The 13,779-nt window shown below is 39.3% G+C and carries 8 protein-coding genes; 3 read left to right on the forward strand and 5 right to left on the reverse strand.

Features of this window, described 5'->3' with window-relative positions; translation table 11 throughout:
* Positions 1–38 precede the first annotated feature (38 nt).
* Both QQK06_RS19465 and QQK06_RS19470 read right to left on the reverse strand, forming a co-directional pair.
* The gene (locus QQK06_RS19465; protein ID WP_284246506.1) at positions 39–602 is read right to left on the reverse strand and encodes an SOS response-associated peptidase; all 564 of its coding nucleotides are present in this window, start codon (positions 600–602) and stop codon (positions 39–41) included.
* Positions 603–1,019: 417 nt separating this feature from the next.
* Positions 1,020–3,989: a M6 family metalloprotease domain-containing protein gene (locus QQK06_RS19470; protein ID WP_284246507.1), complete on the reverse strand. Its 2,970-nt coding sequence runs from the start codon at positions 3,987–3,989 to the stop codon at positions 1,020–1,022.
* Positions 3,990–4,249: 260 nt separating this feature from the next.
* Here QQK06_RS19470 and QQK06_RS19475 point away from each other — a divergent pair, with 260 nt between their 5' ends.
* Together QQK06_RS19475 and QQK06_RS19480 are read left to right on the forward strand one after the other, a co-directional pair.
* Positions 4,250–5,431, forward strand: coding sequence for a sugar ABC transporter substrate-binding protein (locus QQK06_RS19475; RefSeq protein WP_284246509.1), 1,182 nt, complete (start codon positions 4,250–4,252; stop codon positions 5,429–5,431).
* Position 5,432: 1 nt separating this feature from the next.
* On the forward strand, positions 5,433–7,490 hold the full coding sequence (locus QQK06_RS19480) for a sensor domain-containing diguanylate cyclase (RefSeq protein WP_284246510.1): 2,058 nt from the start codon (positions 5,433–5,435) through the stop codon (positions 7,488–7,490).
* Positions 7,491–7,505: 15 nt separating this feature from the next.
* Here QQK06_RS19480 and QQK06_RS19485 read toward each other — a convergent pair whose 3' ends face one another.
* From QQK06_RS19485 to proB, 3 genes are all read right to left on the reverse strand, one after another.
* A complete protein-coding gene (locus QQK06_RS19485) occupies positions 7,506–7,886 on the reverse strand; it encodes a TonB-dependent receptor (RefSeq protein ID WP_284246512.1) in 381 nt (126 codons plus the stop codon).
* 793 nt (positions 7,887–8,679) lie between these two features.
* Entirely contained in the window at positions 8,680–9,927 is a 1,248-nt protein-coding gene (locus QQK06_RS19490; protein WP_284246513.1) for a glutamate-5-semialdehyde dehydrogenase, read from the reverse strand.
* The gene (gene proB, locus QQK06_RS19495) at positions 9,924–11,039 is read right to left on the reverse strand and encodes a glutamate 5-kinase (RefSeq protein ID WP_284246514.1); all 1,116 of its coding nucleotides are present in this window, start codon (positions 11,037–11,039) and stop codon (positions 9,924–9,926) included. Before proB ends, QQK06_RS19490 begins: the two co-directional genes overlap by 4 nt.
* A 982-nt stretch (positions 11,040–12,021) precedes the next feature.
* Here proB and sbcB point away from each other — a divergent pair.
* Positions 12,022–13,491, forward strand: coding sequence for an exodeoxyribonuclease I (gene sbcB / locus QQK06_RS19500; protein ID WP_284246515.1), 1,470 nt, complete (start codon positions 12,022–12,024; stop codon positions 13,489–13,491).
* Positions 13,492–13,779 lie beyond the last annotated feature (288 nt).

Below are 13,779 nucleotides of genomic sequence, written 5' to 3' on the forward strand. Positions count from 1 at the left end.
AATCATACATTAATAAAAAATACAGGCAATAGAACAGTTTAACATTTTAAAACATTCACTAAATCATCATCTACCGCACACATTAACGGTATTAATTCTTCAGGCGTTGAATGAAACCAATAATCAAAGTTATCCGGTTCGATTAATAACGGCATACGATGATGATACTGACTGCATTTTTCATTAGGTCTGACTGTTAATGTCACAAGTTGAGGAGCATGAGGGTGATAAAGAATTCCTCCCATGAATAAAGGCTGATTATCACTATGTTCAAATAAATACTTAACTTTTTTACCACTTTCTAAACGCCACTCATACCACCCCGAGCATGGCACTAAACAACGATGATTCAAGAAAGAATTTTTAAACGTAGACTTTTTATGAACGGTTTCACTCTGTGCGTTTATTAATAGACTTTTAGACCAATCAGGTTTAATTCCCCATGTTGCATTTACTTGAAAATATCCATTTTCTTTCGCTACAGTTGACACTTGTTGAGTTGGGCAAAGATTGTTATTTGACGATGTGCTAAACTTAATGCCTAATATATCACTAACGATTTTAGTTAACGGGTCATCAATAACATTTAATCGTCCACACATTATCTAAATCACCTTCAAATTACTAAAAAGTACCAATTTAATACCACAGTCGTTTAATTAACACTAATAACGATTATTACGATATAACATAAAATCAAAGACTTAAATATAACCTATTGATTTGTATAATGTCACAAAAGTATCAAATTCACTCGGACGTACCACTTTCTCTAAAAATCATATATCTCCATAAAGTATTAATTTAAGTCTCTTTTGTATAGAAGATCAGTTAGCTAATTCACTGGCGATGATTACATCCATTTCCAAGTGAGATTTCCTTTTCTCGCTTTGATTTATACCTGCTAAATTAAGGCTATCTAACCATGAAGAAAAGACTGTGTGGCTGTCAAAATGAAAAACGCCAGCTCATTGCTGAGCTGACGTTTATATTTTTTGCAGTATATTACTGATAGAAAGCTAATTCTTACGAACTCGGTAACAAACACTAATAGCGGACAGCAGCAGTAGCCAGCCAAATGAGCCACCACCTGAACTTTTACTACTGGTAGTTGACGGCGGCGTAACAACTACCGCTTCTGTCACCGTTATTGATACGCTGTTTTCAACTTGTTGCCCAGCCCCATCAGAAACAGTCAACGTTACCTGATAGCTTCCTGCCACTGAATAAGTATGACTAGGGTTTTCCTCAGTACTTGTTGCACCATCACCAAAATTCCAAGCGTAGCTATAGTTTTCGTCACCGCCGGCAACAATAGAGGTAAAGCTAACCACTAAGTTATTCGTGTTTGAGCTAAATGAGGCAGTCAACATGCTTTCTAGAGTGATTTCTTTAGTAAAGACAAAGGATTGCAACGTATCATCGGTTACCGTTAAGCTAACTTGGTAACTGCCATAAGCTTGATAATTATGGCTTGGCACTGCGTCACTTGAGAATTCACTACTATCGCCAAAATCCCAACGATAAACGTAATCGCCAAAACCACCGGTTAATTCAGGAGTAAAAGTGGCATCCTTATCATTAATACTGACCGAGAAGTCTCCCTCAATAGTTTCCCCGACTACCACTTGTTTAGCTAGGGTATTTTCACCGTTAGTTGTTTGATAACTGACACTGACATCATATTCGCCCGCTTGTGCATATGTATGAGTGATACTAGCCCCAGTCATGTTGGTATTATCGCCCATACTCCAAAAATAACTGGTATCAGCAATAGCATTGTCATCATTAACCGTAAAAGAAACAGTTAAGCCATGTTGCTCAGCACCAATATGCGCTGTCAACGATTTAGTTAAGCTAATAATTGCTGCAGAACTATCACTTTGCTGGCTGGTGATTTCCATCGTCAGTCCTAACGTTGGCAGATTAATACCGGAAGCAGGCTGGTAAGGCGCGGAATAATCTAGCGTATCATCAAACTTGGAAACCGCCGCTAGTTGGTCATCACCATTCACCCAAACCGACTGAGGATATTGACTAAACGCCGCATCACTGATTTGAAAATTAGTATTACGATAACTTCCTCCCTGTTTAATCGGTTTTTGATCCGCATCTACCACACCAATCAACACATCTCCTGGATGACTATTGACCTGATTATCCTTCACTCCAGGGCTGTGATACCAGATTAACACGCCATGATCATAGTTTTCATTGAGCAAATACTTATCAGTGAGGTCATGTTCACGTAGCTGGATGAAATAATACTGTGGGTTTTGACTCCAAGTCTGAGTACGAATAAAACCGCCAGCCAAACTCTCGCTGCCAGCAGTTTCTGCATTCGCTGAAAAAATAACCTCTTCGTTACTTACTACCTTAAGTTCATCAATGACTAAACCATATTCGCTGACATAAGTATCGGTGATGTATTCAATTTTAATGGTGACGGTTTGGTTTTGATAAGCAGCAAGATCAAAAATTAAATCCACCCAGCCTAATTCTCCTTCAGCGCCTGCTACCGCCTTGGAAGACGCGGAAATATAATGGTGAACATTGGGCAATTCTTCCAAAGGGTTGTCTTCAGTGGTATGGTTACCCGGGATCACAGTGTCATTAACACTTACCACTGCATAATCCCAATCGGTCTCAATATCCCAATGAGCCTTCATAGTGAGTATAGAGCTACCAGCGGGCAGGGAAACATCAAAGCTTAAGCTGCTGTTAAGGTCATGGCCTTCACCTGAATAGTACTGATATTGACCGGCATATGGGCTAAACTCGGTTCCTGTCCCCGGTAAGTTTATTTTGACCTGATTTATTTGCCCTGCGCTATGGTTAGTTGCACTGACAAGCTCGATAGATTGGCTGGTTAACGCATCAAATGCCAACTCTTGCTGATTGATCCAGTTACCGCCGTAACGAATTTGAAAATAATCTTTCGCATAAGGACTAAAGCCGGAAGGATGAGCACCGCCATCCACCCAGCTACCAGATGCCATAATTGACCAATCCGCAACAGGTGAGCCAATATCTCCACCATCAACATCATACTCATCAGGTACACCTAAATCATGACCAAATTCATGAGAAACCACACCGATACGTGCATCAAGTGGATTAATGGTATAGCGATAAAGCTTCTTATTTGTTCCTGATACAGTCACTGGTAAGTTATTCTCATCAGTCACTACATAACTATGCGACCAAATAGCGTCTTCACCTAACGTGCCGCCACCAGCTTCTTCGCCTATGCTGGAATGAAATACCATCACATGATCTATAATACCGTCGTTATCTAAATCATAATCATTTAGGTCAATATCATACTCAGCCACGGCCTTGGTCACCGCTTCTATGATTAACGCCGGCACATTAATATCATCATCGTTATTCTCAGGATCATTCGCACCATAATCGGCGGCATTACTATCTGCTCTGACCCAGCCATTAACTGTACCGCTAAAATTAAGCGTACCACCGGATTCGGCCTGATAATACTTGTATACTGAGTTGATATCTTGCGCGACACCGTCGTTAGCATATAAAAGCTCACTGTAATGAGAAACTGGATAATTACTGACATTCGCCTGGTGGTCAGGGAAATCAATCATTATTGCTAATACTTTAGCTTCTGTTATCGCTTGTTGGCGCGTTATACGGTAAGCACTAGCATTTTTTCCTGACTTATTCACGGATTGTTTGGCTTTTTGATAAGCCAACGACTGTATCGCCATTTGCTGTTTGCCATAACGACCAGGTAACGTTCTTGGTTTAAACGATTTTTTTCCTAGATAGCGTTTAATCGCCTGATACCGCTCTGCATCACTGGCGTTAACGGTTAGCTCTCCTCTTTGTTCTAACCAATAAAGAATAGCTTCTTTATTGATCACACCCGGATCTGCAGGTGTCAGTTGTCGATTAACTTGTGCTGCTGAGGTCAACAATGAACAAGTCAATAAGGCACTACCCGTTAATAAGTTAAGTTTCATACGTATCCTTCAATTGCGGCAAAATGATATGCGTCCTGCATTTTCTGGTGCTTTGCAATGCACCAGATAGTAAGACCTGTAAATGTCGCTCAACTTTTCAAATAATTCAATAGCAAATGTTAAATTTCTGTAAACAAATAAAGATAAAAATTAGTTATACCTCTACCAACTAACATTTCAGGCCGATAGCCTGTGTTTATTGCCATGGTGCTAGTGCACTGCTACACTGAAGTAAAGTCTTAGCTATCGCCATTAACCATATGATTCGATTGTTATTATGTTTACTGCTATTTGCGGTCCCCGCCTTTTGCTCTCCAGTTATTAAATTTGTTTTTACTTATGAAGGAAAACGCTTCGAGCATATTATCGACATTTTCAGCAAACAAGAAAATATCGAAATTGAAAGGTTATGGGCAAATCAGGGCGACTTAAAAGTCAACCTTTTAGCCTATATTGAAAAAGGCAATGCCCCTGATGTTGTGATGATCCCGGCAGATCATATTGGTCTCCATCAATTAATGCACTACAGCGTCATTCCAGAAAACTATCAGTCTAGCGCTATTAGCAACGAGCTTTGGCAAAGTGTTAAAAGTGATGGCCAAATCTATGGTATCCCGGTGATTCAAGGCAACCATCTAGTACTCTATTACAATAAACGTTATATCGACAAACCGGCAACCAGCTGGCAAGAAATAAAACAGCAAAAAAGCGAATTTTCCACTAAAAAGCAAGTTAAGCAAAACACAAGATTTATCGCCTGGAACTATCAAGAAATGTACTGGTTTTCGCCATTTTTTAATGCCTATAGTGGAGATGTGATCACAGCTAATGGGCAACTATCATTAGATAGTCCAGCAATGATAAACGCATTAAACTACTATAAGCAATTTGCTGACGATAATCTGGTTGATAAAAATTGTGACTACCAATGTGCCAGACAACTATTCTTAGATGGTAAACTCGCCTATACCATTAATGGTGACTGGGCCTTTAAAGAATATCAGGCAACCCTGGGGGATAATTTAGGTATTGCACAACTACCTGCCATAGCACCCGAAACCCCATTAGTGTCTTATTTTAGTACCCACGTGCTGGCCTTTCCCAATAACAGCTTAACGGGTCCTAAAAAAGTTATATTGCAAAAATTAGTTAACTTTATTCAACAGCAGGTAGCTCAAGAACAAATCTGGCTATCAATGAAAGTATTTCCTGTACATCAAGCGGTATTTAACCGCATTAAAAATTCTCAATCCCCTTTAGTGCAAGAGCTGGTCACAGGGTTAAGCCATGCACAATTGATGTCATCCGATAGCACGATGAGTTATGCCTGGTCTGCACTACGTAAAGGCTTTTTGCGCCATCAGGCAGGAGTGATGAATGCCGAACAATCCGCTCAATTGATGCAACGGATCGCCACAAATAACCAGCGGAAAAATCAATAACATGAAAAGTTTTCGCACGGTATTAACCGCTCTACTTTGGTTATTTGCGATTGTTCCGGTTATTTGGTTGTCATTCAATCAGTTGCACACTTCTAAACACCAAGCCATTGAATTTGGTCAGCAACAACTCATTCTAGATGTAAATGAAAAATTAACTAAATTAAGAACAAACTTAGAATCCAGCTTTTCTGCACTAGATAGAATTGCCAGTGATGGCAGCATCATTACCTCATCTACTGTTGACATTATGAGTGTCAAAGTAATTAATCAGCTGCAAAGCTTTCTCGATAACTATCCAAGTTTTAGCAATATCATGATGTTAGACAGAGAGTTGTTTCAGATAGAAGCTAGACCTAATCAGGCGTTGGCAATCGACTTATCTCCATTTAGCGAAACACTAAACACTATGTTCAACGATGAAAAAACAATCAACGAGCCTAATGTCAAAATACTTATTGTCCCTGATAGCAATGGTAGCGATAACTACCTATTTGCAGCAGCCAGACCAATACTGCATCCAAAAGAATCACTGATTACTCCGTTTGAAGTGACCGGAATGCTATTTACAACGTTACCATTAGAGCAATTTATTAATGCGCTACTCAACACCATTGGCAGCAAACAGCAGGGGCAGATATCACTGTATCAGCATCAAAAATTAATTTATCAAAATAAAACGCTAACATTAACCGATAGCCACATTAGCTACCAAACAAACTTTGTTATAGGTAATAATGATCCGTTTACTATTGAGGTTGTACGCGATCTCAGCTCTGAACTTTCCTTCTCTGCGCTGATAAGCAAAGAACAAGAGAATTTGATATATACCCTGATGCTGTTAGCAGTCATTTTAATATCGGCTAAATTTATTATTAAACGCCTTATTCAGCCTATAGATGAACTTAAACAGCTAACCCAACAAATAACACAAATCGACTGGCATAGTAATCAAGCTGTTATTATCGACACTACAGCACATTATAAGGAATTTCATGAGCTTAAACAGCTATTACATTCAATGTCACAAACCATACAACAGCAATTTAATAGTTTAAGTAACAATAACCTCAAGCTCACCTCGCTAACAGAAGCGCTACAATCGAGTGTTAAACAAGGAGATACCCACAAAGAAATTTTGCAGAACCTGATCAACTATGATCTGCATATCAGAAGACAGGAAGATATTGAGGTCATTGGCTGTTTAACCCTAGGGCTAGCTTTTGGTATTTTAAACGAGCCTATTGGCTTAGTGATTTATCGCAGTAACTTTCAATCAGGTTTTACGTCTCTCGAACGCGCTAATCCAGAATTTTTACATTATATTGAGCAGCAACACTTGGAAAAAATACATTTAGATCTGGATGAAATTCATCAGATCAACCAGCTCAAGTCAGGCTATCACTTAACAGCTATTCACAGGGAAAAAAACTGTTTAGGTTATATAGTGACCCCAAAAATTGATCAGCAAAGTTTTCAAGCCCGTTCGATAGAAATATTTGTTACTTCGTTGCAATCCAGATTACAAGAACTGCAACTACAAAGCGAACTGTCAAAACTGGCCAATACTGATGCCCTGACAGGGCTCTTTAGCCGCCATTACTTTGAACAAACATATGCCCAATTTAAGCAGCGTTTTCTTTTACGTCAGGAGCATTTTGCCGTCATGCTTATTGATATTAATGGCTTAAAGCAAGTTAACGACACCTTAGGGCACGATGCTGGCGATCAGTTAATCAAAGCAGTTGCCAATTTCTTACAACAAAGTTTCAGAACCAGCGATATTATCGCCCGAATTGGTGGTGATGAATTTATTATTTTGCTTGAACACGTTAATGTCAGCTACTGCCAACCTTTTGCGATAAAACTTATGGAAGAAATACAACAGCAGCATATTAGCTACCTAAATAAAAAAATTACACTGTCGTTTAGCTGCGGCTATGCCACCAGCCACGAAGATCCTGTAGAGCAACTGGTTGAACTGGCAGATCAACGTATGTATCAAATCAAGCAACAAAACAAAATCCACGACAATCCTGCTTCACAATCACATTTTGACTAATTTAACGTATACAAGTTAGCTTATTAAGTTTTTTGATTGATTAAAAAGTACAGTCATTAGCACCATAGCAATGAATACCGCTATTGAAGCAACAGCCAACACAGGATCCATGATTTCCAGAGCAACGAACTTCCCATAAACAAGGAACAAGCCGACGACAATCCCCAGAGTTCCGGCCTGATGGAAATAAAACTGAACTTTAGCTAAAGTGGAAACATTATTATTTAGCCACAATTTATGACAGAGTCCATAAATAAAAGAAACCACAAATCCCACCAGCATAATATGCGCATGAGTCACCAATTGACCATGATCTTTTGATGCTGCCATAAAAATACCTAACGTCAAACCAATCACAGCATAAACTAAACCGGTTAAAACAAACTTCCTATCCATAACCTCTCCTATTAATTCATCTAAGTAGAAGTAACAGTTAAGGTATAGCCAGTAAAATTATTTCCAACAACTATGGTGCGATAATATATAGCGCGCTATGTAATACTTTAACGTACAATTACTGGCGAGAATATCCAGCTGGTTTGTTAATATATTCCTCAATAAAAACACTCATTAAAGTACAAATTAATCCTTAATAATCACCTTAGTATCAGCAAATATTTAACCAAATAAATCGTAAAACCCAGGCACCAGCAAATGCCAGCCAATTATCGGCAATCCCTCCCCAAAACCAGGTTTTCTTCGACATATAAGCTACAGCTCATACAATCATGGACAGGCAAGCGCTCGTTTAGGTTATGTCGCTAATAATCCATCGTAAGAGTCTGGGTAGCTGGAGTCAGCATCAAAACGGAAGGTTTGTCAGAAGAAAAAATCGCTTATAACCTTGGATGCTCTTGCGGATTAACGCGCATCTCCAATACTTGTGACGATAAACCATCTATGGCAACTGGTACTAGCTCTTCTCCTTCTAGTTCCGGCAACGCCATGGTATCTCAGGGCATCACCTCATTTACCGCTTGCACTAATCGTTGATAATGGGCTTTTTTGGCAAGCTCAAATGAGGTCTAACGCATTTATTAATAAGGTTTTTTCAAGCACAACAGGGAGTTCCGATAATGGGTATCTAATGTTCAATATATCTTATCTGACCCTAAGTTTTAAAAGTCAGATAAGATTACAGATACTACTATGCACACTTTAGATAATGAAATAGGTAACTATATTTAAGCTAAGAGCGTACTTCCCCCTGCCCGGTAACTACATATTTTTCCGTTGTTAAACTTTCTAACCCCATTGGACCATAAGCATGTAGCTTAGTGGTTGCTATCCCTATTTCTGCTCCTAATCCTAACTGACCGCCGTCAGAAAATCGTGAAGAAGCATTGGCCATCACTACAGAAGCATCAACACTACGTTGAAACAATTCTGCTTTGGCACTGTTTTGGGTACAGATCACTTCAGTATGCTGACTACCGAACTCATCGATATGCTGCAACGCCTGATCAAAATCATTTACCACCCGTACCGCAAGTTCAAGGCTTAAATATTCCTCACCGAACTCATCGTCTTGCAACTCAGTTGCATGGTCAAAATAAGCAACTGAAAGTTTACAGGCATTAATCTTAACGTCTTTTTCCTGAGCCATTTGCGCAATTCGGGGTAAAAATTCTGCGGCTATCTCTTTATTGACTAGTACACATTCAAGCGCATTACACACACCGGTACGCTGCGTTTTACCATTTCTCAGTAATTGCTCTGCCATGTCTAAATCGGCTTCATTATCGACATATAAATGGCAGACCCCTTTAAAATGTTGAATAACAGGGATTTTACTATTATCAGTAACAAAACGAATCAAGCCTTCTCCGCCGCGAGGGATCACCAGATCAATTAAATCATCTTGTTGAATTAAATCCATCATTAAAGCGCGATCTGGATCTGGGATCACGGTAACCGCAGCAGCAGGCAAACCAACGGCTTCCAATGCTCCCTGTAATACCCCGGCAATGGCTAAACTGGTATCCAGTGCTTCTTTACCACCACGTAAAATAACCGCATTACCGGATTTAAAACAAAGTGCCGAAGCATCTGCCGTGACATTAGGGCGCGCTTCATAGATCATACAAATAACCCCTAGTGGTACTCGCACTTTTTTGACATCAATGCCACTGGGTGGTTTGCCTAGAGTACGACTCATGCCAACAGGATCATCAAGGGCAATAATTTCTCGTATGCCATTAACCATATCGTTGATGCGTTCATCAGTAAGGGTTAAACGATCTAGCATAGCGCTATCTAAACCATTGCTTTTTGCCCGTGCGACTTCTTTGAGGTTAACAGATATGATCTCTTGTTTTTTATTTGCCAATGCATCTGCCATTTTAGCCAAGGCGTGATTTTTTTCTTCACTACTCAGTAACGATAATTTTTTAGCCGCTTGGGCGGCCTGTTTGGCTAATAAGCGAATATCTGTCATTTTTCCTCCAAAATTGCTAATGTATTTTCTGAAATAATCGGATTGTCCTCTTGCCATTCTATTGCTGATTCGTCGACATCTTCATTCAGCATCAAATTCAACACACAACTGCTATGCTGACTGGTAGCTTTAGCAAGTTTCTTACCTTTTTCTGTCCGCACTAAAATGGTTTCACCACTGGAAAAGTCCCCGACAACATTGACGATATCACTATGATCAAAACTAAGTGCATCGTCTTCAACCTGTTCACCAATTTCATTACTAACGATCACCTCTCCTTGTGCTTTTGATGTGTGGGTCATCCAATGAATTCTGTCATCCAAAGGTTGCTTAAAAGGTAAAAACTTAGTGCCGGGATTATTACCGGCAAACAGCTGATTAAAGCTAACCGTTGTTAAGCCATTAACGATGTAAGTTAAAATACCATTCGAAGTGGCTTTTTCTGCCGCTTCCAACTTGGTCCGCATACCGCCAGTGCCAACCGCGCTATCCGGACCGCTAGCCATAGCGAGTATACGATCATCAATCACTTCAACTTCTTTTAATAATACCGCGTCTTTGTTGGTATTAGGATTATCGGTATACAACCCCTCAACGTCCGAACAGATGATCAAACATTCAGCATCAACCGCAGCCGCTATCATCGCCGATAAATTATCGTTGTCCCCTACTTTTTGTTCGTCTGACGTCACCGCATCATTTTCATTAACAATAGGCAAAATATCATTATTTAATAACTCAAACGCAGTCTCGCGAATGCTTTCGTAGCGCTCGTGAATCTGCAAGTCACCTTGAGTTAATAGCAGTTGGGCAACTTCAAAATCAAATAGCCGATCCCAGGAAGCCATCATCTCCATTTGCCCTTTTGCCGCCATCGCTTTTTTCACCGCAATAGAACGCTTTTTACTGGTATCAAATGAAGAAGAGCCCGCAGCAACCGAACCTGATGAAACTAATACGACTTGAGTGCCATGCATGCGGCATTTGACAATAAAATCTGCAATGCCGAGCAAATAACGTGAACTACAACCCTTTTTATTTGGCGCGATCAATGCACTACCTACTTTTAAGACAATGCGATTCCATTTACCTTTACTGTTAGTGTTTGCCACTATATACCAACCTGTTTTTGAAAGACGTGATTGAACTCCGAACTTAGATTACCAATTACCTAAGTATCACAGATCCAACGATGATTTAAGAACTATTTATTTATATGAGATAACTCAATTCTGCATATCGACCTTAGTGTTAATGACACAAGTTCTCTGGCAGATGAATTTAGCAACTTGCTTTTGGCAAGCACCATGATTTAGAAGGAAGTTAATGCACTTAAAAATAATATTAAATTGAACCATCTTGACTAAAGTGCGAGCTATAATAACACACTTGGAAAGACATTTTAACCGCCTAACTGTATATTTTTCATCCACCTCTAGGTTGTTTTTTTATAACTTTATTAATAATAACAATAAGCTTGAGTATAGCATCACGTGTCATACCAATTTATGCTTCTCCACCAAACGCGAAGCATTCATAAGTTAGGATATAACTAGGTACTCTCAAAAACGCATGACCAGTTAGTAATAAAATGTTAGTAATTTGCTTTATTGTTCCCCAAGGGCATACCCCCTAAGTAAATGCTTGGTTTATTGCTAATCGTGTTTCTCTATTGCTAGCCCATTAACGTGAACTATCGGCTGGCGGCGGTTAGCAATCTCTAAATTCAAATGAGTTAATGATTTGACCTGCCCTATATAACTACATAATTTCTTCACATTTTTATATTATGAGAACCAACGAGAGTACTTATTGTTCAGACTAAACAATACCTTTAGCTAAAATCTCAACTAGTGATTATCGGAGAAAATTCAGTCGAATAGTTAGAATGTATTTCTAATTCTAACTTGTCTTCGTTTATTATATGGCACTAATATTAATTGAGCTTCAAATGAATACTCCATCTAGAGTGCAAAACTACACTACCGTGATGAGCAATACGATGCACAGTTGTAGTTTTACCTTTGAAACAACTGTAGACTTTAACAACCAACGATAACGATAAAAATAAGATAGGGTTACAACAAAGTATATATGACGACAAAGACAACTATAAACTCCAGCGAACAGCCAAGTATTCTCTGGCACGATTATGAGACCTGGGGAGTTAACCCTAAATACGACAAACCAGCACAATTTGCCGGTATTCGCACCGATCTAGACTTAAACATTATTGGTGAGCCTGAAATGTTTTATTGTCAGCCACCACAGGATTATTTACCACAGCCAGAAGCTTGTTTAGTCACAGGTATCACACCGCAAAAAGCACTAGCTGAAGGGCTAACAGAAGCTGAATTTGCCGATAAAATCCATACTCTATTTTCAGCACCAAACACTTGTGTCGCCGGTTACAATAACATTCGCTTTGACGACGAGGTAACGCGTTACCTATTATATCGTAATTTTTATGACCCCTATGCCAGGGAATGGCAGCATGGTAATAGCCGGTGGGACATCATCGACATGGTACGTGCCTGCTACGCATTGCGTCCTGAAGGCATTGAATGGCCGACGGTAGCCAATGAAGAAACTGGCGAGCAAGTAGTAAGTTTTCGCTTAGAGTTACTCACTAAAGCCAATGGCATTGAACACGCCGCGGCTCACGATGCGATGAGTGATGTCTATGCTACCATTGCGATGGCAAAGTTAATCAAAGAAAAACAACCCAAACTCTATGACTTTATTTTCAATTTACGCAATAAAAAGCAAGTCAGCGAATTAATTGACGTTTACAACATGACACCGGTTGTGCATACCTCGAGTAAAATATCTTCTCAACATGGTTGTACCAGCTGGTTTGCCCCGGTTGCTTACCATCCAGTCAATAAAAATGCAGTGATTACGATAGATTTAGCGCGTGATCCTACGCCTTTATTAGAGCTATCAAGCGAAGAAATAAAGCAGCGTTTGTATACCCGTTACGATGACCTGGCAGAAGATGAATTACCAATCCCGGTTAAATTAATTCACATCAATAAATGCCCGGTAGTAGCACCGGCGAAAACCCTATTACCGGAAAATGCCGCTCGATTAGATATTCCCCGTGAACTATGTTTAGAAAATTTAGCAAAATTAAAACAGCATCTGGAAGTACGTGACAAACTCTCTGAAGTATTTAGCTCAAATGAATTTGAAGACGAAACACCCGATGCTGAGCATGCCCTTTATGGTGGCAATTTTTTCTCTCACAGTGATAAAGCACAAATGGAAACATTGCATCAGTTGCCAGTCGAGCAGATTGCACATCATCCGTTTAATTTTCAGGATCAACGATTACCTACTTTGCTATTTAGATACCGAGCAAGAAACTACCCGCAAACATTATCAAATGAAGAGCAACTAAAATGGCAAACTCATTGCCAAAACAAGCTACAATTTGGCGGTAAAGGCTTGTTATCGGCCGATGAATTTATGATAAAAATTGAAAACCTGGCTCATGAACATGAATCTAACCAGACAAAAATGCAGGTATTAAAAGCCCTATATCAATATCTCCAGCAATAATATCTACACTAAATAAAAAAACCGCCAAATTTGGCGGTTTTTTACTGTCTATTTATCATTATATTCAGCAGAGATTATTTCAATTTTAGGTAGTGGCTTAACGATGGAGGACCACCACAACTCACAATAGTAGGTAAGCATATAGAAGTTAAAAGGGATATACTTCATATTAGAAACATATCCATCGCTTTATTTTATTGATACAAAAAAGAATAAATCAGAATTAGGTTTTCTCTTCTTTTACAGGCGGCGCATTGTTACATAATTGTAAACAAGAGCATATAATAA

Origin of the sequence: Thalassotalea insulae, assembly GCF_030161395.1 — a bacterium.
Classification (GTDB): Bacteria; Pseudomonadota; Gammaproteobacteria; order Enterobacterales; family Alteromonadaceae; genus Thalassotalea_E; species Thalassotalea_E insulae.

Bases quoted from the DNA above. Each gene is read 5' to 3' on its own strand.
- QQK06_RS19465 (WP_284246506.1), bottom strand. From the start codon at position 602: ATGTGTGGACGATTAAATGTTATTGATGACCCGTTAACTAAAATCGTT.
- QQK06_RS19470 (WP_284246507.1), bottom strand. From the start codon at position 3,989: ATGAAACTTAACTTATTAACGGGTAGTGCCTTATTGACTTGTTCATTG.
- QQK06_RS19475 (WP_284246509.1), top strand. From the start codon at position 4,250: ATGATTCGATTGTTATTATGTTTACTGCTATTTGCGGTCCCCGCCTTT.
- QQK06_RS19480 (WP_284246510.1), top strand. From the start codon at position 5,433: ATGAAAAGTTTTCGCACGGTATTAACCGCTCTACTTTGGTTATTTGCG.
- QQK06_RS19485 (WP_284246512.1), bottom strand. From the start codon at position 7,886: ATGGATAGGAAGTTTGTTTTAACCGGTTTAGTTTATGCTGTGATTGGT.
- QQK06_RS19490 (WP_284246513.1), bottom strand. From the start codon at position 9,927: ATGACAGATATTCGCTTATTAGCCAAACAGGCCGCCCAAGCGGCTAAA.
- sbcB (WP_284246515.1), top strand. From the start codon at position 12,022: ATGACGACAAAGACAACTATAAACTCCAGCGAACAGCCAAGTATTCTC.